Annotated in this window: 20 protein-coding genes and 1 pseudogene; 8 read left to right on the forward strand and 13 right to left on the reverse strand. The window is 73.7% G+C overall.

What is annotated here, in order from left to right:
• Nucleotides 1-15: 15 nt before the first annotated feature.
• Genes IE257_RS09380 through IE257_RS09390 form a run of 3 tightly spaced genes read right to left on the reverse strand, consistent with a single transcriptional unit; the run spans nt 16 to nt 2,879 of the window.
• Entirely contained in the window at nt 16-1,269 is a 1,254-nt protein-coding gene (locus IE257_RS09380; RefSeq protein WP_189967321.1) for a Tm-1-like ATP-binding domain-containing protein, read from the reverse strand.
• Between the two features lie 48 nt (nt 1,270-1,317).
• Entirely contained in the window at nt 1,318-1,797 is a 480-nt protein-coding gene (locus IE257_RS09385) for an NUDIX hydrolase (RefSeq protein ID WP_189966671.1), read from the reverse strand.
• A 59-nt stretch (nt 1,798-1,856) separates the two neighbouring features.
• Nucleotides 1,857-2,879: a cation diffusion facilitator family transporter gene (locus tag IE257_RS09390; RefSeq protein WP_189966673.1), complete on the reverse strand. Its 1,023-nt coding sequence runs from the start codon at nt 2,877-2,879 to the stop codon at nt 1,857-1,859.
• Between the two features lie 179 nt (nt 2,880-3,058).
• On the opposite strand from IE257_RS09390, the gene IE257_RS09395 reads away from it, so the two are divergent.
• From IE257_RS09395 to IE257_RS09405, 3 genes are read left to right on the forward strand one after another with little or no spacing between them, the layout of a single operon-like run.
• Nucleotides 3,059-5,434 carry an ABC transporter ATP-binding protein/permease gene (locus tag IE257_RS09395; RefSeq protein WP_189966675.1) on the forward strand — a complete coding sequence of 792 codons (2,376 nt, stop codon included), beginning with the start codon at nt 3,059-3,061 and terminating at the stop codon, nt 5,432-5,434.
• 5 nt (nt 5,435-5,439) lie between these two features.
• Nucleotides 5,440-6,156 carry a hypothetical protein gene (locus IE257_RS09400; RefSeq protein WP_229920225.1) on the forward strand — a complete coding sequence of 239 codons (717 nt, stop codon included), beginning with the start codon at nt 5,440-5,442 and terminating at the stop codon, nt 6,154-6,156.
• 2 nt (nt 6,157-6,158) lie between these two features.
• Nucleotides 6,159-7,214: a serine/threonine-protein kinase gene (locus IE257_RS09405; RefSeq protein WP_229920226.1), complete on the forward strand. Its 1,056-nt coding sequence runs from the start codon at nt 6,159-6,161 to the stop codon at nt 7,212-7,214.
• 53 nt (nt 7,215-7,267) lie between these two features.
• On the opposite strand, the gene IE257_RS09410 is transcribed toward IE257_RS09405, so the two are convergent.
• On the reverse strand, nt 7,268-8,572 hold the full coding sequence (locus tag IE257_RS09410) for a streptophobe family protein (RefSeq protein ID WP_189966677.1): 1,305 nt from the start codon (nt 8,570-8,572) through the stop codon (nt 7,268-7,270).
• A gap of 93 nt (nt 8,573-8,665) precedes the next feature.
• Here IE257_RS09410 and IE257_RS39365 point away from each other — a divergent pair.
• Nucleotides 8,666-9,967 (forward strand): annotated as a pseudogene (locus IE257_RS39365) (DUF6777 domain-containing protein); the annotation flags it as partial.
• 415 nt (nt 9,968-10,382) lie between these two features.
• Here the strand turns inward: IE257_RS39365 and IE257_RS09420 are convergent.
• Nucleotides 10,383-10,622, reverse strand: a complete 240-nt coding sequence (locus IE257_RS09420; RefSeq protein ID WP_189966681.1) for a hypothetical protein — start codon at nt 10,620-10,622, stop codon at nt 10,383-10,385.
• Nucleotides 10,623-10,748: 126 nt separating this feature from the next.
• Here IE257_RS09420 and IE257_RS09425 point away from each other — a divergent pair, with 126 nt between their 5' ends.
• The 3 genes from IE257_RS09425 (at nt 10,749) to IE257_RS09435 (ending at nt 14,895) form a co-directional block, all read left to right on the forward strand.
• Nucleotides 10,749-11,924: a sensor histidine kinase gene (locus tag IE257_RS09425; protein ID WP_189966683.1), complete on the forward strand. Its 1,176-nt coding sequence runs from the start codon at nt 10,749-10,751 to the stop codon at nt 11,922-11,924.
• Nucleotides 11,925-11,951: 27 nt separating this feature from the next.
• On the forward strand, nt 11,952-12,638 hold the full coding sequence (locus IE257_RS09430) for a response regulator transcription factor (RefSeq protein ID WP_189966685.1): 687 nt from the start codon (nt 11,952-11,954) through the stop codon (nt 12,636-12,638).
• A 187-nt stretch (nt 12,639-12,825) separates the two neighbouring features.
• Complete coding sequence (locus tag IE257_RS09435) at nt 12,826-14,895, forward strand: SpoIIE family protein phosphatase (protein WP_189966687.1); 2,070 nt, start codon at nt 12,826-12,828, stop codon at nt 14,893-14,895.
• Nucleotides 14,896-14,962: 67 nt separating this feature from the next.
• Here the strand turns inward: IE257_RS09435 and IE257_RS09440 are convergent, their stop codons facing one another.
• The 3 genes from IE257_RS09440 to IE257_RS09450 form a co-directional block, all read right to left on the reverse strand.
• Entirely contained in the window at nt 14,963-16,942 is a 1,980-nt protein-coding gene (locus tag IE257_RS09440) for an ABC transporter permease (RefSeq protein ID WP_189966690.1), read from the reverse strand.
• A 149-nt stretch (nt 16,943-17,091) separates the two neighbouring features.
• A complete protein-coding gene (gene modA, locus IE257_RS09445) occupies nt 17,092-17,880 on the reverse strand; it encodes a molybdate ABC transporter substrate-binding protein (protein ID WP_189966692.1) in 789 nt (262 codons plus the stop codon).
• Between the two features lie 153 nt (nt 17,881-18,033).
• Nucleotides 18,034-18,429: a TOBE domain-containing protein gene (locus tag IE257_RS09450; protein ID WP_189966694.1), complete on the reverse strand. Its 396-nt coding sequence runs from the start codon at nt 18,427-18,429 to the stop codon at nt 18,034-18,036.
• Between the two features lie 134 nt (nt 18,430-18,563).
• Here IE257_RS09450 and IE257_RS09455 point away from each other — a divergent pair, with 134 nt between their 5' ends.
• On the forward strand, nt 18,564-18,950 hold the full coding sequence (locus IE257_RS09455) for an RNA-binding S4 domain-containing protein (protein ID WP_189966695.1): 387 nt from the start codon (nt 18,564-18,566) through the stop codon (nt 18,948-18,950).
• Between the two features lie 86 nt (nt 18,951-19,036).
• On the opposite strand, the gene IE257_RS09460 is transcribed toward IE257_RS09455, so the two are convergent.
• From IE257_RS09460 to thpR, 5 genes are all read right to left on the reverse strand, one after another.
• Entirely contained in the window at nt 19,037-19,468 is a 432-nt protein-coding gene (locus tag IE257_RS09460; RefSeq protein WP_189966697.1) for a PTS-dependent dihydroxyacetone kinase phosphotransferase subunit DhaM, read from the reverse strand.
• Nucleotides 19,465-20,079 carry a dihydroxyacetone kinase subunit DhaL gene (gene dhaL / locus IE257_RS09465; protein WP_189966699.1) on the reverse strand — a complete coding sequence of 205 codons (615 nt, stop codon included), beginning with the start codon at nt 20,077-20,079 and terminating at the stop codon, nt 19,465-19,467. The genes IE257_RS09460 and dhaL overlap by 4 nt, the downstream gene beginning before the upstream one ends.
• Before the next feature lie 51 nt (nt 20,080-20,130).
• Entirely contained in the window at nt 20,131-21,135 is a 1,005-nt protein-coding gene (gene dhaK / locus IE257_RS09470; RefSeq protein WP_189966719.1) for a dihydroxyacetone kinase subunit DhaK, read from the reverse strand.
• Between the two features lie 155 nt (nt 21,136-21,290).
• Complete coding sequence (locus IE257_RS09475; protein ID WP_189966721.1) at nt 21,291-21,674, reverse strand: hypothetical protein; 384 nt, start codon at nt 21,672-21,674, stop codon at nt 21,291-21,293.
• A gap of 90 nt (nt 21,675-21,764) precedes the next feature.
• Nucleotides 21,765-22,349, reverse strand: coding sequence for an RNA 2',3'-cyclic phosphodiesterase (gene thpR / locus IE257_RS09480; protein WP_189966723.1), 585 nt, complete (start codon nt 22,347-22,349; stop codon nt 21,765-21,767).
• Nucleotides 22,350-22,361 lie beyond the last annotated feature (12 nt).

Genomic DNA, 22,361 nt, shown 5'->3' on the forward strand with positions numbered 1-22,361 from the left:
ACCACGGAGGCTGTCTCAGGCCGCGGCCGACATCGCGCCGATCATGGTGTGCAGCCGGTCGGCCGCCGCCCGCCCGAATGCCGGATCGTTGATGTGCGTGTCGTAGTCGTAGAGCCGGGCGGCGCTGCCCCGCAACCCTTCGCGCAGTGCCGCGAACAGGGCCCGGTCCGCGCCGGGGTCATGGTACGGGCCACCCGGCGCGCCCAGCGTGGACAGTCCACGGAGCGGGACGCAGACGGCCGTGGGGCCGTTCGCGGCGCGCAGTTTCGCGGCGACCCGGCGGCCGAGCTCCGCGCACTCGGCCACGGTCGTCCGGGTCACGGTGATGGACGGGTTGTGGACGTGGACCCCCCGGTCGCGGATCTGCCGGGGAAGGCTCTCCAGCGGGCCGAATTTCACCATGTCCAGCGCCCCCAGGCTCACCACCTGCGGGATTCCCGCCCGCCCGGCCGCGCTGAGCCGGTCGGGGCCGGCGGTGAGGATGCCCCCGCACAGCTCGTCGGCGAGCTCGCTCAGGGTGAGGTCGAGGACGCCCGCGAAGACCCCCTGCCCGGCCAGCGTCTCCAGGGTGCGGCCGCCGGTGCCGCTGACGTGGAAGACCAACACCTCGTAGCCGAGTTCGGTGAGCCGTTCGCGGGCCGCGTCCACACCGGCCGTGGTCACGCCCGCCATGCTCGCCGCGACCAGCGGGCGGCCGCCGGCGCCCAGCCGGGGCGGGCGGCCCCGGGGGGAGGTGCGTCCGTAGGCCCGGGCCATCCCGGCGATCGCCTCCACGGCGTTCGCCAGGACCGGTGCGGAGATGCTGTTGATCCCCGCGATGTCCACCACGCTGTACATCATCGTGATGTCCGAGGAGCCCACGTAGGGGCGGACGTCTCCGGACGCCATGGACGAGACCATCAGTTTCGGTACGCCCAGCGGCAGGGCGCGCATCGCCCGGGTGGCGATGGAGGTGCCGCCGCTGCCGCCGATGGCCAGCACCCCGTGCAGCCGGCCCTCGGCGTGCAGGCGCAACAGGGTCGCCTCCGCGCCCCGTGCCATGGTGGTCACGGCCGCACCCCGGTCGGCGGCCGTGCGCAGCCGGGACAGTTCCGTTCCCGCGGCCCGGGCCACCTCGTCCCGCGGGACATCGGCGGGCACCCGGGGCTCGCCCATGATTCCTGTGTCGACCAGTACCACTTCGACGCCGGCGCGCAGCAGCCTCTCGCGCAGCCAGCCGTACTCCACACCCTTGGTGTCCAAGGTCCCCACCAGCACGACGTTCGTCATGTGTGCAATGTCCATGCAGGTAAGGGTGTTGGCAAGTGCAAGTGTGGGTCAAACCTTCAGGAGCACCAACAGCCTCTCCAGGAATGGGAGTTGGGAAGGAATCAGCATGTTTTCCGCCAGCGGTGGAGCAAACCAGGCCACCCGGTCCAGCTCCGGGAACTCCTGGACGTTCCCGGAATGCGGCGGCCACTCCATCGTGAAGGTCCCGGGAACCATCAGCGCGGGGTCGAGATCCGCCTCCACCGCCCAGATGGTCACCAGCTTTCCGCTGGTCAGCCGTACCTCGCCCAGCGGCAGGTACTCGCCCTCCGGCGGCGGCAGGCCGATCTCCTCGGTGAACTCCCGGCGGGCCGCGTCCCGCGGAGTCTCCTCCGGCCCGTATTCACCCTTGGGGATGGCCCATCCCCCCGCTTCCTTGCCGGACCAGATCGGGCCACCCATGTGGCCGAGCAGGACCTCGACACCGGGCGCCGGGTCCGGGCCGGTCCGCCGGAACAGGAGCAGTCCGGCACTGCGTTTGTGCGTCATGGGTACATCCATGCCCCGTACGGACCCGGGCCAGTGATCCGCGGTGCACGTGCGGCGCGTCAGTGGTCGTGCGGGCCCTGCCGGTGGACCGGACCGTGCGCGTCCGCGCAGTGCGCGTCGGGCGGGCTCCCGCCCGCGCGGCCGACCGTGAGGAGGGATTCCTGCGCATGGTCCACCTGGAGGGTGGTGTGGGTGATCCCGTACTCCTTCTCGAGCAGCCGCTCCAGGTCCCGGCGTACGGCGTGGCAGTCGCCCGCCGGCTCCACCAGGACGTGTGCGGAGAGCGCGGCCTGGCCCGAGGTGATCGTCCAGATGTGCAGGTCGTGCACCTCGGTGACGGGCGGGTGCCCGACGAGGCGGTCGCCGACCGCGTCCGGGTCCACATGGGCGGGCGCGGCCTCCAGGAGTATCCGGCCGGACTCGCGGATCAGGCCGTAGCCCGCCTTGAGCATCAGCACCACCACGACCAGCGTGGCGATCGCGTCCGCCTGCCGGAAACCGGTGGTCAGTACGATCACGCCGGCGACGGCGGTCCCGATGAAGGCGAAGAGGTCGTTCAGGATGTGCTGGTAGGCGCCCTCGACGACGAGCGCGGAACGGTTGGCCCGGGAGATGCACCAGGCCGCGGCCACGTTGACGGCGATGCCGGCGAGCGCCGTCACCACCACCAGACCGCCCTCCACCGGCGGCGGGTCCATCAGCCGCCGCACCGCCTCGTACGCCAGCCACAGCCCCAGCAGGATCAGCGTCAGGCCGTTGGCCTGGGCGGAGAGTATCTCCGCCCGCTTGAGGCCGTACGTGAAGCCGCCGCGGGCGGGCCGCGCTGCCAGCCGCATGGCGATCAGCGCCAGGACGATCGAGACGGCGTCGGTCAGCATGTGGGCCGCGTCCGAGATCAGGGCCAGTGAGTTGGCCATGACGCCGACGACGACCTCGACGGCCATGAACCCGCCGATCAGGGCGAGCGCGATCGCCAGCCAGCGGCGGTCGGCGTCGGCGGACACGCCGTGGCTGTGCCCTCCGGGTCCGTGCCCGTGCCCGTCGCCCCCGTGCCCGTCGTGCGCGTGGTCGTGCCCACTCATGGCGTCCCCCGTCTCGTCGCGGCAGTCGTGCGTTCGGTGCCGTCGCGTGAAGTGAAGCGCACCCCGGCGAGATCGGCAAAGGCTGCAACGGGGACCGTTGTCATTACCCATAAGAGGCCTCTGACCTGCGGTGATGTCCGACCGGTGCCGGACCTTCCCGATCGTGGGAAAATCTGGTCATGGTCCAGCGCCCCGGAGTGCCGACCGCGCCCCAGCTCGTCCTGGTGACCGACTGGGGCGCCACTGAGATGGCCCCCGACCGGATCTACCACGTCGGTCGGGACCCCCTCTGCGAAATCTGTTTCGAAGATGCCCGCGTGTCCTGGCACCACGCGATCCTGCGGCCCGACGGCGACCACTGGACGCTGGAGGACGAGGGCAGCACCAACGGCACCTGGGCCGACGGCCACCGCGTCCACGAGTGGAGCGTCGGCGTCGGCACCGAACTGCGGTTCGGCAGCGTCGACGACGGACCGCGCGCCGCGGTCGTCGGCCCCACGCCGCCCGCACCGCCCCCCGAACCGGACGGCGGCCGCCCGTCGCGGATCTCGAACGCGGCGATGACCGGCACCTTCCGGCAGCCCACGACCGTACGCCCGCTGCCCGTCCGCACCGCCGTCCGCATCGGCCGGTCCCCCGACAGCGACCTCGTCGTCGACGACCTCACCGTCTCCCGCCGGCACGCGGAACTGCATGCTCTCGCCGACGGCAGCTACCGGATCGTCGACCTCGGCAGCCACAACGGCACCTACCTCAACGGCACCGCCGTGCGCGGGGCCGCACCCGTCACCGAGGGCGACATCGTCGGCATCGGCCACTCGGTCTTCTGCCTCGTCGGGGACCAGCTCCAGGAGTTCGTCGACACGGGAGAGGTCTCCCTCGACGTCCAGGACCTCACCGTCACCGTCGACAAGGGGCGCAAGACCCTCCTCGACGGGATCTCCTTCCCGGTCGGCGTGAAATGCCTGCTCGCCGTCGTGGGCCCCAGCGGAGCCGGCAAATCGACCCTGCTCGGCGCACTGACCGGCCTGCGCCCCGCCGACCGGGGCACCGTCCTGTACGACGGGCGCGACCTCTACCGCGACTACGCCGAACTGCGCAGCCGCATCGGGCTCGTCCCCCAGGACGACATCCTGCACACCCAGCTCACCGTCCGGCGGGCCCTCACCTACGCCGCCGAACTGCGCTTCCCGCAGGACACCGCCGATGCCGAACGCCAGGCCCGGGTCGACGAGGTGATCGGTGAACTGGGCCTCGAACAACGCGCCGACCAGCCCATCCACAGCCTCTCCGGCGGACAGCGCAAACGCGTTTCCGTCGCCCTGGAGCTGCTCACCAAGCCCTCCCTGCTCTTCCTGGACGAGCCCACCTCCGGCCTCGACCCCGGCATGGACCGCTCGGTGATGAACATGCTGCGCGACCTCGCCGACGACGGCCGGACGGTCATCGTCGTCACCCACAGCGTGCTCAACCTCGAAGGATGCGACCGCCTCCTGGTCCTCGCGCCCGGCGGGCGCATCGCCTACTACGGCGCTCCCGGGGAGGCCCTCGCGTTCTTCGGCTTCGAGCAGTGGCCCGAAGCCTTCGAAGCCTTCGAGAACGACCGCGCACGCGACTGGGCCGGGGAGTACCGGGACTCACCCCTGTACCGCCGCAACGTCGAGGTCACCGCAGGCCGGCCGCCTCTCACGGCGCAGGCCGAGCGGGCCGCCGACGTGCCGCCGCAGCCGGCCCACAAGGCCCAGAGCTGGGGCTCCCAGCTCTCCACGCTGATCCGCCGCTACGCCGCCGTGCTCAGATCCGACCGGACCTTCCTGGTCATCATGATCGGGCTGCCCTTCGTGATGGGAGTCATGACCCGGGCGCTGTCCGGCAGCGCCCTCACCCTCGACACCGCGCTGAACGCCCTGTTCATCCTGTGCGTGGGCGGAGTCCTGATGGGCGCCGCGAACGCGGTGCGCGAACTCGTCAAGGAACGCGTCATCTACCAGCGCGAGAGATCCGTGGGCCTGTCCCGCTCGGCCTACCTGATGTCCAAGGTGGTGGTCCTCGGCGTGGTCACCGTCGTGCAGGCCGTGGTCCTCACCGTGGTCGGCCTCGCCGGCGTCAAGACCAACGCCCCCAACGGCCGGGGCCTCTTCATGCCGCCCCTGATCGAGATCACCCTCGCCGTCGCCCTGCTGTCCCTCACCGCGATGCTGCTCGGCCTGCTGATCTCCGCCCTGGTGACCAAGGAGGAGGTCACCATGCCGCTGCTGGTCCTCCTCACCATCGTCCAGGTGGTCTTCTGCGGCTCCCTGCTGAAACTCACCGGCGTTCCCGTCATCGAGCAGCTGGCCTGGTTCGTGCCGGCCCGGTGGGCCATGGCCGCGATGGCGGCCACCATCGACCTCGGCGCGATCATGCCCGGCACCATCACGGAGGACCCGCTGTTCAATCACGAGGCCCACCTGTGGCTGATCGAGATGGGCCTGCTCGTCGCCCTGGCCGTGCTGTTCGGTCTGCTGGTCTCCCGGCTGCTGCGCCGCCACGAGCCGACCATCATGCGGAAGTAGACTTCATGAGCAGCTCGATGGGACGCCCAGGAGGCGAGGTGCAGGACTTCACACCCACCCACGTGGTGCCGCAGGAGGGCCTGTCCGCCTGGGAGGGGCCCGACGTCAGCCGGCCGACGGTGCCCCTCGACGCCTTCCTGCCCGTGCAGCTGCTGTCCCGCCGCGGGGAGTGGGGGGAGGTCCTGTGCGCCAACGGCTGGTCCGCGTGGGTGGACGGGCGGCTGCTGGTCGCCGTGCCACGCCCACCACCGACGGCCGGGGGAAAGCCCCCGGTCCGCGCCGAGGACCCGAGGCCGCTGCTCACGCGCGGTGCCGAGACCCTGGAACGCTACCGGCAGGCCGTGGACGAGCTCGCCTCGGGACGGATCGACATCGATGCCTTCCGCCGTTCGGTACGCGGCCTGCGGGCCGGCGTGGTCATCGACGGCGAGTCGGTGTGGCTCTACGACGAGAAGTCGGGCCGGTGGCTCTACGACGACGGGGACCGGATGTCGACCTTCGCGGTCGTCGCCGGGCCGGGCAGCCCCGCGGCACCCGCAGCCGCACCGGCACCACCGCCGCCCGCGGACACGGATCCGGCCGGCCGGGCCCCCGTACGCAGGGAGCCGACACCGACCGACGCGGTCGGGATCCCGCGCGAGGGGGCGCGGGACAGGTCCGACCGGGCGGCGGCCCATGACCCGACGCGGATCGTCGACACCCGCGACCCCGGAGGCGGCTGACGGTGGCCGGGGAGCGGGCGGAGCCCGCCGACGGGTCCCCCACCGACCTGCGCGGGAAGCAGATCGCCGGGTACCTGGTGGAGAGCGAGATCGGGCGCGGCGGGATGGCCGTCGTCTACGAGGCGCGGGACCTGCGGCTGGACCGCAGGGTGGCGCTGAAGCTGCTGGCCCCCGAACTGGCCCGGAACGACACCTTCAGGCAGCGGTTCGCCCATGAGTCGAAGGTGGCCGCGACCATCGAGCACCCGCACATCGTGCCCGTGTTCGAGGCGGGGGAGGCGGACGGGCTCCTCTACATCGCCATGCGCCTCGTCGAGGGGCCGGACCTGCGGGTGATGCTGGACCGGACGGGCCCGCTGCCCGTGGAGACCGTCGCACGGATCGCCGGCCAGGTGGCGTCCGCGCTGGACGCGGCGCACGCCCACGACCTGGTCCACCGGGACGTGAAACCGGGCAACATCCTGATCGCCGCGGGCACGGACCGGGACCACCCGGAACACGCCTACCTCACGGACTTCGGCCTGACGAAGAAGTCGCTGTCACTGACCGGGTTCACGACCGACGGGCAGTTCGTCGGGACCGTGACCTACGTGGCGCCGGAACAGATCTCGGGCAAGCCCGTGGACGGCCGGTGCGACGTCTACAGCCTCGGGTGCGTGGTCTACGAGGCCCTCGTGGGGGAACCGCCGTTCCAGCGGGACGACGACATCGCACTGCTCTGGGCCCACCAGTACGACCCGCCGCCGGCTCCGAGCGCGCGGCGGCCCGAGCTGCCGCAGGCCGTGGACGAGGTCCTCGCGAAGGCGCTGGCCAAGTCGCCGGACGACCGGTGGAACAGCTGTCTGGAGTTCACCGGCGCCCTGCGGCGGGCGGGCGCGGGAGCCGGGCCGGGGGCGGGCGCCGAACCACCGGTGAAGGGGTCGGCCGAAGAGGATGCACGGGCGGCCGGGGACGCACGGGACGCGTTGCCCGCCCCGCCGCCGGTGCCGCGATGGGCGCTTCCGGTGTTCAGGTTGCCGGGCACCGGGCTCCCGGGGTGGGGCGGGGCGGCGGGCTGAGCAGCCTGCCCGTGCTGAGCAGCCTGCCCGTGCCGAGGAGCCCGCTCGTACCCCTACTGCTCGGGGTCGGTGCGGGTCGCCGCGGCCGGCTCGGGCTCGTCGACGCGGCCGCGCCGGTGCAGCGGACGGGCCAGGAGGGCGCCCAGGAAGCCCGCCGCCGCGCCCCACAGCAGGCCGAGCCCGACGTTGCGCCACATTACGGGCTCCAGTCGGACCTGGCCGCCGAGTCCGTCGACCTCGCCGATGCCGAGCAGGGAGAGCCCGAACTGAGCCTGGATCCGGCCCAGCAGGCAAACCGTCAGCGTCGCCAGGGCCAGGGCCACGCCCAGGTGGAGCGCGTGCTGCCAGGCGCGGACATGGGCGGGGGAGCGTACGGCGGCCAGCACGCCCGTGCCGAGCAGCAGCACGGCGGCCACCACCACCAGCCACCACGCCCGGGAGTCCTGTTCGGCGAGCGAGGCCACATCGAACCGGGACGGGTCGGAGCCGCGCAGGACCCCGTCCAGAAGCTGTGGCATCGGCAGTCCGAAGGGCCCCTCGACGTTGCCCTCCCAGGCGCCGCCGAAGCCGAGGGTGAGCGCGAGCCAGACCAGGTTCGGCAGCCCGAGCAGGATCACGGCGAAGGTCCGGCCGGCGTGGCCCTGGGTGGCGGCCACGACCACGCCGACCCCGATGCCGAGGACGACGTAGGCGAGCAGCAGCAGCATCGTGGCGAAGGCGGCCGGGCGCAGAGCAGAGTGGAAGCGGACCAGCCGGGCCGGGAGCGGGGCGCGGCGCGAGACCAGCAGGGCGATGAGCAACAGGCCCAGGATCCACGGCAGCCCGTACAGGAGGGTGCCGGGCAGATCGGCCCGGAAGCCCACCGTCGGCGCGGAGTCCAGGAGTTCGGTGATCGTCCCGATGGGGGAGTCCTCGGTGGAGAGGCCGAAGGTCGCGCGGGCCAGGAAGGTGACACCCGTGAGCGCGAGGAGCCACAACAGGACCAACGGGACCGCCCGGCCGATGAGTTCGCGGGGCCGGGCCACCGCCCGGTTGTGCAGGGGCCGCAGGAAGAGGTAGCCGGTCGTCAGGGCGCCGGCCAGGCTCACCGAGAGGGGGACCACCGACAGGCTCGCTTCGGCCCCCGCCAGCGAACCGGCGCCGCCCGACACCTCCAGCACGCCGCCGGACGCCATCACCACGACCGCCGCGACCACGTGCGGGAACGCGCCTCCCGGTAGATCGCCCGCGCCGGCGCACAGCAGCCCGGCGGCGGCGACCACTGCCATGACCACGAAGCCCGCGACGACGGCGACGAGGGCGTCCCGCCATGCCCTCGCGGAGCCCCCCGACGATGACGTAACCGGCGTCTGACTCACCCTGCCACCGTGACACCCTCGGCTTGCGGCCACCACCCGGACGGCGCACACAATGGTCCCCAGGGAACTCCGTCCTCCTGGGAAGAAGAGCCCGTGACCACACAACCATCCGGCCGCCCGCCGTCTTCGGAACGCCCCACCGGACCGCCTTCCGGCCCGCTCTCGGGCGGGCAGCAGGGCCCCCCGCCTCCTCCGCCGCCCGCGCCTCCGGGTGGGCCCGGAGGCCAGGGCCAGGGCCAGGGCCCGGCCAAGGGGCCCTGGTGGCGATCGGTGCCACGGCTCGTCACCGCGCTCGTCGCGGTGGTGGCGGTCGTGGCCCTGGCCGTGGTCCTCACCCGCCCCACCGGGACGTCCAACAACGCCGGCGGCGAGGTGTTCCTCCAGCCGGTGGCCGCTTCCGGCCCCGACCCCTTCACCGATTCCGTGGCAGTGAAGGAGACGCCGCCGCCCCAGAGCCCGACGCCGGAGAGCCGGCCGCCCTCTCCCCAGGGCACCGGGACCGCGCAGGTCAGCCCGAGCGTCAGCCCGACCGCGCAGGTGGGCACCAAGAGCGTCAGCGGCTCCGCGCCGGGCGTGTACACGGGCACCAGGGACACGGTCAGCTGCGACGTCGAGAAGCTGATCGGATCGCTGAACGCGGACCCCGCCAAGAACGCGGCCTTCGGCTCGGCCTTCGGCCTCCAGCCGGCCGCGGTTCCCGGCTACCTCCGCTCGCTCACGTCCGTGCAGCTGCGGATGGACACCCGGGTGACCAACCACAGCTACCGTGACGGCAAGCTCGTGCCCTATCAGGCCGTGCTCCAGGCCGGGACGGCCGTGCTGGTGGACGACCGGGGCGTACCGCGCGTGCGCTGTGCGTGCGGCAACCCGCTGGGTCCGCCGGTGCCGCTGAAGGCCAACCCGAAGCGGTTCGGCCAGACGTGGCCCTCCTACCAGCCGGCGAAGGTGGTGGCCGTCGCTCCGTCGGTGACCGTCATCAACAAGATCGTGATCTACGACCCCCACAACGACAGCTGGTACGAGCGCCCGAAGGGCGGCCACCAGGGCAAGCCGCGGCCCGACAAGCCGATACCGCCGCCGCCGCTCCCGACGCCGCCGTTCACGCCGACCCCGTCCGTGACGACCCCGAGGCCGTCCGGCACCTCGCCGAAGCCTTCCGGCACGTCCCCGACCCCGAGGCCGTCCGGCACCTCGCCGAAGCCTTCGGGTACCTCTCCCACCCCGACGCCGTCCGGCACCTCGCCGAAGCCTTCCGGCACCTCTCCGACCCCCACGCCGTCCGGCACGTCCCCGAAGCCCTCGGGCACGTCCCCGACTCCGTCGGTCACGACGCCGACCCCCTCGCCGACGACCCCGAAGCCGTCCGAGACGCCGTCGAAGTCGCCTTCCGAGACGCCCTCGGAGTCACCGAAGAAGTCACCCTCCGCGTCACCGACCCCGTCGGCGTCGGCGTCACCGAACCCGTCACCGTCGGCGCCGAAGTCCGCGTCACCGTCGAAGGCGCCCTCCGCGTCACCCTCCGACAACAAGTCGCCCGCGCAGACTCCTTCGAAGGCTCCGGCCGAGACGCCGGCACAGTCACCGGCGCCGAAGAGCGTGTCTCCGCCGCCCGCGTCTGCGGTGCCTCCGCCGCCGGTCCGGACGACCCCGGCCGCTCCCCAGCCGCCGTCGCCTCCGCCGCCGGTCGCGCCGGAACCGGCCCAGACGGCCCCGGCTCCTGAGGAGCCCGAGGCCCCCGACGCGAGCTGACCGCTCCCGTCCATGACCGAGCTCCCTCCCCCTGCCGGGGAGGGAGCTCGGCCGGCGTGGGTCAGACCCGGCCGTGGCGGGAGAGCGCGTCGCCCGCCACGGCCACCACGAGGCCGAGGGCGGTCATCACGACGTAGCTGTAGACCTCGTAGCCGTCAGGGGCGAGGAAGCGGACGAAGCCCATGAAGTGGATCCAGCCGAGCCACTCGTGCAGCAGGCCGCTCGCGCCGCCGACGACGAGCACGAAGGAGAGCACACCCGCGAGGGTGGCCACCGGGGGTTTTTGATTGCTGGAGGTCATGCTCCGACGCTAGGCGGCGGGCCGAGGGCCCGGGATCGGCCGTAGGGCGTCCGGCTGTCGTACTTAAGTATGCGGAGCGAGGCGCGGATCCCCGGGCCCCGGCGGGCCCGCGTAGATTCCCGGGACATGCGCCGTATCCACCGCACCCGCCGGGACTGGGCCGCAGACCTGGGCCTGTTCCTCTTCGCCGCGTGCTTCGCCGCCGTCAGTTCGCAGTCCATCCCGGTGCCGGAGAGCCTGGGTGCGGGGTGGCGGGCCGCCGACCGGCTGGTCGGCGGGCTGGGGTGCGCGGCGGTGCTGCTGCGACGGCGCTGGCCGGTCCAGCTGGCCGTGGTGCTGCTCCTGGCCGGCAGCGTGGCCCACTATCTGACCGGACCCGCGATGGTGGCGGTGTTCACCGTGGCCGCGACCCGGCCGTGGAAGGCGACGGCATGGGTCGCGGCGCTGGCCTTCGCCCCGCTGCCCGTCTTCCTGTGGCAGTTGCCGGAGATGTCCGAGGAGCGGGCCGGTCCGGCGGTGACGTACTTCGCCCTGATCGCCGGGTCCATCGGCTGGGGGCTGTTCCGACGGTCCCGGCAGCAGCTGATCGCCTCGTTGCGCGAGCGTGCCGAGCTGGCCGAGGCGGACGCCGAGTCGCGGGCCGAGCGCGCCCGGATGGAGGCCCGGGAGGAGATCGCCCGAGAGATGCACGACGTGCTCGGCCACCGGCTGTCCCTGCTCAGCGTGCACGCGGGCGCCCTGGAGTTCAATCCGGGTGCCCCGCGGGCGGAGATCGAGCGGGCCGCCGGTGTCATGCGGGAGAGCGCCCACCTGGCACTGCACGACCTGCGCGCGGTGATCGGCGTACTGCGGACGGGGTCGGGCGACGGGCCCGCGGACGGCGAGCGCCCGCAGCCGGAACTGGCGGACCTGCCCCGGCTGGTGGCCGAGGCGAGGGCGGCCGGCGGCCGGATCGAGCTGGCCGGACCACCCGCGGGGGCCGCGCCGCCGCCTCTGGTGGGACGTACGGCGTACCGGATCGTGCAGGAGGCGCTGACCAACGTACGCAAGCACGCGCCCGGCGCGGATGTCGACGTACGGGTGACCGGGGGCCCGGGGGACGGGCTGACGGTCGAAGTGCGCAACACCGGGCCGGCCCAACCGGATCCGGCCCGCCCGACGGTCCCGGAACCGGCCGGGGGCGGCGGCGGGCAGGGGCTGATCGGGCTCGCCGAACGTGCCCGGCTGGCGGGCGGGGAGCTGACGGCCCTCCCCGCCGGCGGCGGCTTCCGGGTGCACGCCTGGCTACCCTGGCAGAGCTGAGCCGGCCGAGGGGGCAAGGGAAGCGGGATGAGGGGAGAGGCGCAGGTGATCCGGGTACTGCTGGTCGACGACGACGCGATCGTCCGGGCCGGGCTGCGCCTGATGCTGGGCGGCGCCCCGGACATCGAGCTGGTCGCGGAGGCCGCGGACGGGGCCGAGGTCCCCGAGCTGGTCGCCGCGCACGGGCCCGACCTGGTGCTGATGGACATCCGGATGCCCGGAGTCGACGGGCTGGCCGCCACCGAGCGGCTGCGGGAGCGGCCGGACGCCCCGGAGGTGCTGGTCCTGACCACCTTCCACACCGACGCCCATGTCCTGCGGGCGCTGCGCGCCGGAGCGGCCGGTTTCCTCCTCAAGGACACCCCGCCGCAGGAGATCGTGGCGGCCATCCGGACGGTGACCGCGGGGGACCCGGTGCTGTCCCCGGCCGTCACCCGCCGGCTCATCGACCGGGTGGCGGGCGACACGGGACAGGAGGCCCGCCGGGCCGCGGCCCGTGCGCGCCTCGCGCTGCTGGCCGGACGCGAGCGGGACGTGGCCCTGGCGGTCGGGCGGGGCCTGTCCAATGCGGAGATCGGACGGGAGCTCCACCTGGCCCTGCCCACGGTGAAGACCCACGTGTCCCGGATCCTGACCCGGCTCGACCTCAACAACCGGGTCCAGATCGCCCTGTTGGTCCACGACGCGAGCCTCCCGGAGAACGGAACGGCATAGTCCCCCTATGCGCGCAGGTCCGGCGCCCGCGCGTGCGGGGACGAGCGAAGAGCAGGCCGGCCGGGCGTGGCCGCGGCGGGCGCAGGCGTCCGGCCCGACGGCCGGCCGGGTGACGGGGCGCGTCGTGGGCGGGCCGCCGGGGGCGCTCCGCAGGGACACCGGCGGGGGAGAGTGAGACCCTGTCTGCATGGGCCGTAGGGCGGAGGACCCCGCCGTCGACTGGCCGGCGCGGCCGGACACCAGCCTCGCGCTCAACCGCATGGGCACATTCGACTGGGACCTCGACAACGGGCGGATGTATCTCGATCCCACCGCCCTGGAGGTCCTGGACCTGCCCCCGGACGAGTTCGACGGCACGCCCTCCGGGCTCCGGCGATGCTTCGTGCCCGGTGAGGAGGCACGGCTCGACACCCGGGTCGCGCAGGCGATCAAGGACGGCCGGAGCCACTACGGGGCCTACGTCCGCAGCCGCCGGCGCGACGGCTCGGCAGCCTGGACCCACATCCAGGGGCACATCCTGCGGGACCCGGGCGGTCGCCCGTACCGCGTGATCGGGATCCTCCGCGACGCCGCCCACGACCCCGGCGAGCCCGGCGCCGCCGGGGAGCAGATCGAGGGGCGCCGCCGGATGACCAACGTCGTCGAGCGGACCACCGCCATCCTCGCCCACGCCCGCACCGTGAACGACGTGACCGACATCCTCAAGGACCCGCAGGCCCTCGGGCACCTCGGCGCGGTCAGCGTGATGCTGGGCGTCGTCGACGGCGGGCGCATCCACCTGGTCGCGGAGGGGCAGCTGGGCTCGTACGTGCCGGAGATCGAGTACACCCGGATCGATGCGCGACTGCCCATGAGCGAGGCCGTACGCACCATGCAGCCGGTCTTCCTCGTGTCGCGCGGGGAGTTCCAGCGGCGCTACCCGGAGCTGTGGCCGTACATCGAGCCCCTGTCCGTCCGCAGCGGCGTCTACCTGCCGCTGATCGCCCAGGGGCGGCCCGTCGGGGCGCTCGGGCTCCTCTACACGCGGGACGGCGATTTCACCGCCGAGGAGCGGAACCTGCTGATGGCACTCGGCAGCGGTGTCGCGCAGAGCCTCCAGCGCGCCATGCTCTTCGAACAGGAGCACGACCTTGCCGAGGGACTCCAGCGGGCCATGCTGCCCCGCAGGATCCCGGAGGTGCCGGGGGCCCTGATCGCCGTGCGGTACCGCTCCGCCCGGATGGGGCGGGACATCGGCGGCGACTGGTACGACGTGGTCCCGCTCGGCGACGGCCGGGTCGGGGTGATGATCGGCGACGTCGAGGGCCACGACACGGACGCGGCGGCCGTCATGGGGCAGCTGCGCATCGTGATGCGTGCCTACATCGTGGAGGGCCACACCCCCGGGGCGGCGATGGCACGGGCCTCCGCCTTCCTGCGCGAACTGGAGACGGAACGGTTCGCCACCTGCACCTACGCCGAGGTGGACCTGACCACCGGGATGGCCCGGATGGTCCGCGCCGGGCATCTCGACCCGGTCGTGCGGCGCGGTGACGGCAGCGTCCACCGGGTCCAGGTGGCCGGCGGGCTGCCGCTCGGCCTGCCGCCCCGTGAACAGGCCGGCACCGGCTCCGGCTATCCCGTCACCAGCCTCGAACTGCACCCCGGGGACACCCTGCTGCTGTGCACCGACGGCCTGATCGAACGCCCCGGTGCGGAACGGGACTCCGGCATGCGGGAACTCATGGCGGCGGTCCACAGCGGCCCGATCGACGTGGAGGAACTCGCCGACGTGCTGTGCGACCTGGTCGGGGACTCGGGCGGCGGGGACGACATGGCCCTGCTCGTACTGCGCCGCCGCGGCACACCCGTCGCGCGCGGTGGCGGCCCGCTGAACCATCGCCTGGAACCGGGCGACGCCACGGCCCCGGCGCTGGCCCGGCACCTGATCCGGGCGGCCGTCTCCGCCTGGGGGGCGCGGCACCGGGCCGACGAGATCGAACTGGCGGCGGACGAGCTGATGACCAACGCCCTGGTCCACACGGAAGGCGGTGGACACGTCCGCATGAGGCTCACGGCGCAGGGGCGGATCCGGGTCGAGGTCGAGGACACCAGCAGTGCCCTGCCGAGGCGGCGCGAGGCCGGTGACTGGGCGGTGTCGGGGCGCGGGCTGATGCTGGTGGAGCGGCTCTCGGACGAGTGGGGCGTGGAGCCCCGGGGCGGCGGGAAGTGCGTGTGGTGCGAGTTCGTCCTGGCCGCTCCGGAGGGCGACGGCTGAGGACCGGCCGGCCGGAGCGGCCCGGGGGCCCGGGACCCGGTCTCCCGGCCCCCGGCCCCCGGGCCGCTCAGAGGCGTACGAGGGTGACCTCGGTGGCCTTCACGCTCGTCCACACCCGGGCGCCGTCCACGATGCCCAGCTCGGCCGCGGCCTCGGGGGTGATCTCGGCGACCAGGTCGGGGGCCTCGTCCGAGGCGATCAGTACGCGCAGCCGGCTGCCGACCGCGGTGATCTCCCGCACGGTGCCGGGCCAGACGTTGCGGGGGCTGCCCCCCGGGCGGTCCCGGTGCACCGACACCGCCTCCGGAGCGATGATCGCCAGTGCCGGCGCCCCCTCGGGCAGGGCCTCGGCGGCCACCAGCCGGCCTCCGGTCGAGAGGGCGAGCCCGTCGGCGGACGCGATGCCCGGCCAGGCGTTGCGTCCCAGCATGCGGGCCACCCACGGGGAACGCGGATGCCGGGTCACCTCGGCGGGCGGCGCGTCCTGCAGGGCGCGCCCGTCGGCCAGTACGAGGACCCGGTCGGCCAGTGACACGGCCTCGACGGGGTCGTGGGTGACGATCAGGCACACTCCGCCGAAGCCGGCCAGGTGCGTGCGCAGGGTGTGGCGGACCCGGGCCCGGGTGGTCTGGTCGAGCGCGGCCAGCGGCTCGTCCAGCAGCAGCAGGCGGGGGCGGGCGGCCAGCGCCCGGGCGAGGGCCACCCGCTGGGCCTGGCCACCGGAGAGCTGGGCGGGTCGGCGGCCGGCGAGGTGCAGCACGCCGAGCCGGTTCAGCCAGGCCCGGGCCTCGCGGCGGGCCTCGCCGCGCGGCACCCCGCGGGCGCGCAGCCCGTACGCGGTGTTGGCGACGGCGGTCAGGTGCGGGAACAGCGCCCCGTCCTGCGGGACCCAGGCCACCTGCCGCTTGTGCGGGGGCAGGGCGGTGACGTCGATATCGCCGAGCCGCAGTTCGGCGTGGGCGCGCGGGGTGAGGCCGAGGAGGGCGCGCAGCAGGGTGGTCTTGCCGGCGCCGTTCTCGCCGACGACGGCGATGGTGGTGCCGGGTGCGGCGTCGAGGGTGAGCTCGTTGAAGCCGGTGACGACGGCGTGCAGGGGCCAGTGGCCGCCGCCCTCCGGCCGGGCGGTGCCGTCGGCGCCGGCGGCAGGGCCGGGATCCGGGGCGGTCGGCTCCTCCGGGACCGGCGGCGCCACCGAGGCCTCCCGGACCACCGGCGTGCCCGTCCAGCGTCCGCGCAGGGCGATCAGTACGCCCATGGCGATCGCCAGGAGCAGCAGCGAGACGGAGGTGGCGGCCTCGGGCTTGTCCTGGAGCAGCAGGTACACCTGGAGCGGCAGGGTCTGGGTGGTGCCGGGCAGGTTCCCGGCGAAGGTGATGGTCGCGCCGAACTCGCCCAGCGCGCGGGCCCAGGTCAGCGCCGCACCGGCGACCAGGCCGGGGGCCACCATGGGCAGGGTCACGGTGAAGAACACCCGGACGGGCGAGGCGCCGAGCGAGGCGGCGGTCTCCTCGTAGCTCTGCCTGAGCCCGCCGAGGGCGCCTTCGAGGCTGATCACCAGGAACGGCATGGCGACGAACGTGGCTGCGACGACCGCGCCCGAGGTGTGGAACGGCAGGGTGATCCCGAAGGTGGCCTCCAGCCAGGGCCCGAGCAGTCCGCGCCGGCCGAAGCCGAGCAGCAGGGCGACACCGCCGACGGTCGGCGGCAGCACCATCGGGAGCAGGACGAGCGAGCGGACCAGGGCCTTGCCCTTGAACTCGACGCGGGCCAGCAGCCAGGCGAGCGGTACGCCGAGGAGCAGGGAGAGCACGAGGGCCCACAGGGAGACGAACAGCGAGAGCTTCAGGGCCTCGACCACGCCGGGGCTGCTGAGGTGGGCGCCGAGTTCGCCCCACTGGGTGCGGACGAGGATGCCGATGAGGGGCAGCAGCAGGAACGCGACGGCGAGCAGCGCGGGGAGCGCCAGGGCCAGCGGGGGTTGGGTGCTGGTGCCGGTGCCGGGGCGCGTGCGCGTGCGCTTGCCGGGCCGGGTGCGGAGTGTGCTCATGAGGTTCCTGGCTGGGGGTGTCGGCTGCGGGGAAGCGTATGCGGCGGTCGCAGGATCCGGGTGCGCGTGCGCGAAAACGCGCGGAGGGGCTGCCTGTCCCCCCGGTTCAGGCAGCCCCGAGCGCGTCCGGCCGCGGCCGGTGGTGGCGGTTACGCCTTCTGGAAGCCCGCGTACTGGAGGATCTTCTGCGCCTCGGGGGTGCTCAGCCAGGTGACGAACGCGGCCGCGGCCTCGGCGTTCTTGGACGCCTTCAGGGTGGCCGCCGGGTAGGAGGCCACGGCGTTCTGGTCGTCCGGGATGTCCACCGTGACGACCTTGTCGCCGGACTTGGCGGAGTCGGTCTTGTAGACGAGGCCGGCGTCGGCCTCGCCCAGCTCGACCTTGCTCAGCACGGCACGGACGTTGGGCTCCTGGGAGACCGGCTTCACCTCGATCTTCTGGGCGTCGAGGATCTGCTTGCTGTAGCGGCCGACCGGGACCTCGGGCGCGGCGAGCACGACCTTGATCTCGGTGTCGGCGAGGTCCTTGAGCTCGTCGATCTTGAACGGGTTGGCCTTGCCGGCCGCGATGACCAGGCGGTTCTTGGCGATGACCGTGGCGTCGCCGGTCTCGGCCTTCAGTCCGTCCATCGTCTTGGTGTCCGCGGTGACCAGCGCGTCGGCCGGGGCGCCCTGCTTGACCTGGGCCGCCAGCTCCTGCGACCCGGCGAAGGAGAAGGTGATCTTCGTGCCGGGGTGCGTCTTCTCGTACTCCGCACCCGCGGTCTTGAAGACGTCGGTGAGGGAGGAGGCCGCGAGGACCGTGAGGTTCACGGCCTTCGGGGTGGGAGCGGCGTCGGCGGCGGGCTTGTCGTCGCCCTTGCCGCAGGCGGCCAGCGGCACGAGCAGGGCGGTCAGCGCGACGGTGGCGGTACGGCGACGGATCCTGGTCGCAGACATGAGCAGGTGCTCCTCGGTCGGGTCGGCGGCCGGGCTGGTGCCGGACGCGTGGTGGTGACCCGCGCCGGTGACGGGCGGAGCGGGTGGGGACGTTCGGTGACGCTGAGCGGGGTGGTGCGGGGACCGCGGGGACGGCGGGCCGCGCCGTCCGGATCAGGTGCGGTCGATGTGCACGCCGGTGGACTTCACGTGGGCGGTGGCCTGCATGCCGACCTCCAGCCCGAGCTCCTCGACGGCCTCACGGGTGAGGAGGGAGACCAGGCGGTGGGGACCTGCCTGGATCTCGACCTGGGCGGCCACGTCGCCCAGCTTGACGGCGGTGACGATGCCGGGGAAGGCATTGCGTGCCGAGGTGCAGGGCTCCCCGTCCTCGAGGTGGGCGCCCTGGCCCACTTCGACGGAGAAGACGGCCAGGTCGCGTCCGTTGATCAGGCGTCGGCCGCCTTCGTCGCGATGGGTCACGACCCGGCCGGCGTCGGCCCAGCGGCGCGCCGTGTCCGGGCTGACGCCCAGCAGACGCGCTGCCTGTCCGATGGTGTAGGACTGCATGGGCGACAACGTAGGGCCAGAAGTGGCGCATTTGCAATTCTCTTGGGCTGATCTCCATGGCAGATGCCGCATCCCTTGGTGCATCTGCCAAAACTCGTTCCGCTCCCGGGTGACCGCCTCGATAGAGTCGGGGCATGGCTGAAGAGGTAACGGAAACGGGCACCGTGCGGGTGGACGCATGGATGTGGTCCGTGCGCCTGACCAAGACCCGCTCGATCGCGGCGACCGCCTGCCGGGCGGGTCACGTGAAGGTCAACGGGGAGCGCGCCAAGCCCGCGCAGGCGGTGCGCGCGGGCGACGAGGTACGGCTCTTCCACGCGGGGCGCGAGCGGATCGTCGTCGTCAAGCGGCCCGTGTCCAAGCGGGTGGGCGCCCCCGTGGCCGCCGAATGCCTGATCGACAACAGCCCGCCGCCGCCGACCCCCGTGGAGGCTGCCGTCGTCGGCATCCGCGACCGGGGCGCGGGCCGCCCGACGAAGCGCGAACGCCGCGAGATCGAATCCCTCCGCGGCCGCCCGTAGGCGGCGCTGCGGCCCCGCAGGGCTGCGGCCCCGCAGGGCTGCGGCCCCGCAGGGCTGCGGCCCCGCAGGGCTGCGGCCCCGCGGGGTCAGGCCTTGCGGTAGGCGTACGCCTCGGCGGCGGCCGCCGCGACCGCCGCCAGGGGGGCTCCCGCGGAGGCGGTCACCACCGCCGCCACCGCGCCCTCGACGAACGGTGCGTCCAGCAGCGCGGATCCCGGCGGGAGTTCGTCCTCCATCAGCAGGGCCTTCACCGTCAGCACCGAGCTCCCCAGGTCGGCCAGCAGGGCCACTCCGGCGCCCCGGTCCACCTCCCTGGCGGCCGCGACGATCCGCTCCGAGCTGGTGCCGAGCCCGCCGAGGGCCGTACCGCCCGCCGCGGCCACCGGGGCCACGGGTCCGCCGGCCGCCAGCTCGCGGGCCAGCTCGGCCACCGACTCCGCGACCGGCGCGCTGTGCGACACCAGCACGATGCCCACCAGGGCGTTGCCGGAGTCGGGGCCCTCCTGTCCGGCCGTCATCGCGCGCCCTCCGGCTCCGCCACGTCCGCCAGCGCGCCCAGCAACAGCGCCGACGAGGTCGCCCCCGGATCCTGGTGGCCGATGCTCCGTTCGCCCAGATAGCTGGCCCGTCCCTTGCGGGCCCGCATCGGCACCGTCGCGAGCGCCCCGTTCTCCGCCGCGACACGGGCCGCCCGGTACGAGGTACCCAGGGCGGCCACCCCCGGCTCCAGCGCGTCCAGCATCGTCTTGTCCCCCGGCGCCGCGCCGCCCAGTTGCGCCACCGCGTCGACCCCCGCGGCCAGCGCCGCGCGCAACTCCGCGTCGGATACCTCATCGGACTCGCCGAGCGCCTTGCCCGTGCGCCGCAGCAGTGTCCCGTACAGCGGACCCGACGCCCCGCCGACCGTGGAGATCAGCGTCCTCCCGGCCAGCTGGAGCACCTCGCCCGGGGCCGCCGTCGGGGGCTGAGCCCCCAGGGCGGCGACCACGGCCGTGAAGCCGCGCAGCAGATTGCTCCCGTGGTCGGCGTCCCCGATGGGCGAGTCGAGCTCGGTCAGCCGGTCCGCCTCGCGCTCCACCGAGGCCGCGACGGCCGCCATCCAGTGTCGGAAGAAGTCTGCGTCACGCACTGGTTCTCCTCGCCTCGCACCTGTCCGGACGGTCCCACCGACACCATACGTTCAGCGGCCCCAGCGCAGCGCCGCAGTCTGCACGGGCGCGTCCCACAGCCGCAGCAATTCCTCGTCCGCCCGACACAGCGTCACCGAACAACCGGCCATGTCCAGCGATGTGACGTAGTTTCCGACGAGCGTCCGCGCCACCGGCACACCGCGTTCGGCCAGGATCCGCGCCACCTCCGCGTGGAACCCGTACAGCTCCAGCAGCGGCGTCGCCCCCATCCCGTTGACCAGCGCCAGCACCGGCCCGTCGGCCGGACCGATCTGCGCCAGCTCCTCCAGTACGGCCCCCACCGCGACCTCGGCGATCTCCCGCGCCGACATCATCGGCCGCCTCTCCCGGCCCGGTTCGCCGTGGATGCCGATGCCCAACTCCAGTTCCCCGTCGGGCAGGTCGAAGGTCGGACTGCCCTTCGCAGGCGTGGTGCACGCGCTCAGCGCGACCCCGAAGCTCCGCGAGGACTCGTTGACCTGCCGGGCGAGCGAGGCGACCCGATCCAGCGGAGCCCCTTCCTCGGCGGCCGCCCCGGCGATCTTCTCGACGAAGAGGGTGGCCCCCGTGCCGCGCCGCCCTGCGGTGTACAGGCTGTCGGTCACCGCGACGTCGTCGTCCACGAGGACGCACTCGATGCGCAGGCCGTCCTCCTCGGCGAGCTCGGCCGCCATCTCGAAGTTCAGCACGTCCCCGGTGTAGTTCTTGACGACGAACAGCACCCCCTGGCCGGCGTCCACGGCTCCGGCCGCCCGCACCATCTGGTCGGGCACCGGCGAAGTGAACACCTCACCCGGGCAGGCGGCCGACAGCATCCCGTACCCGACGAACCCGGCGTGCAGCGGCTCGTGCCCGGACCCGCCCCCGGACACCACCCCGACCCGCCCGCCGTCCCGCGCGTCCCGCCGTACGACGACGCGCCGCTCCACGTCGACGTCCAGGTCGGGATGGGCGGCCGCCATCCCCCGCAGGGCGTCGGCAACCACGCTCTGCGCACTGTTGATCAGCATCCTCATGCCACTCCATCCGGTCGTTCGACGGGCGTTCGGCTCGGGCTGGACCACAGACGCACCCTCGCGGCGGTCCGGTCGCCACGATACGAGCCCGGGCGACCCGTGCGGAGGAGGCGGAGCAAGCCGTGGCCGTGGCCGCAGCCGCGCCTGCACGCCGGTCACCCGGGCTCGTCGGTGAGCAGCAGCGTCCAGGACGCTCCGCACCCGACCCGTCCCTCCGGGCGCCCCGGATGCGCGTCCTCGCAGGTGCAGTGCATCGGTTCGGCGCGCTCACCGGCCGGGGGAGCCGCCGGCATGAGCCGGACGGCATCCGGGAAGGAGCGCAGGCGCAGGCCCCGCAGCGCGTCCCCGGCCGTGCGGACCACCAGGACCGCCCCGCATCTCGGGCAGCTGCCGCGCAGCACCGTCCCGTCCGGTCCGCCCTCCTCCAGGGTGAAGAGCGCGGCCGCGAGCGCCGTGTACTCGGGGGCGGTGATCTCCTCGTAGGGCAACTCGACGGGTTTCTCACCCGGTTGCTGACCGGGTCGGGGCACGTCGACCATGGGGCTCCTCGGTTTCCGATGATCCAGCCCCCACCGCATCGCTCCCTCGCTGCCCGCGGGACCTGTCAGCGTAGCGGCGACGCGGCTCGCTCAGCCCTCGCCGCCCAGGGGCCAGGCCTGGATGTCGCGGTAGTGGATGGGCCCGGGGCCGCGGCCGGTGTTGCTCCCGACCAGGTGGAGACGCCGGGTCTGCCACGGGCGGCCGGTGAAGGCCGCGAGTCCGGCGGCCGCCTCCACCGCGCTGGTGGTGTCGTGGCGGCGGGAGCGCGCCAGCGTCAGATGGGGGCGCAGCGGCCGGCCGTGGAAGGGGATGCCGCAGTCGGTGACGGCGGCGCGCACGTCGGCGGCGAGGAGGTGCAGTCCTTCGAGGTCTCCGTCGATCCCCGTCCACAGGACCCGCTCGTCGAAGTGCCCGCCGCCGCGCAGTGCGAGCCGCAGCGGCCGCCGGGTCACGGCCAGCTCCGCGAGCGGCGGTCGCAGGAGGTCGACGGCGGTGACCGGGAGCTCGCCGAGGAAGGCCAGGGTGATGTGCCAGTCCTCGATGCGGTTCCAGCGCATGCGCGGGTACGCGGCGTAGGCAGGCTGCAGCCGCTCCTCCAGCTCTTCCTTCGCGTCGTCGGGTGGGGCCAGCGCTATGAACACGCGGACGGTCGCCGCCTGGGTCTTTTCACTCACGAGGGTCTTCGT

It is taken from the genome of Streptomyces avidinii (assembly GCF_014650695.1).
GTDB lineage: Bacteria > Actinomycetota > Actinomycetes > Streptomycetales > Streptomycetaceae > Streptomyces > Streptomyces avidinii.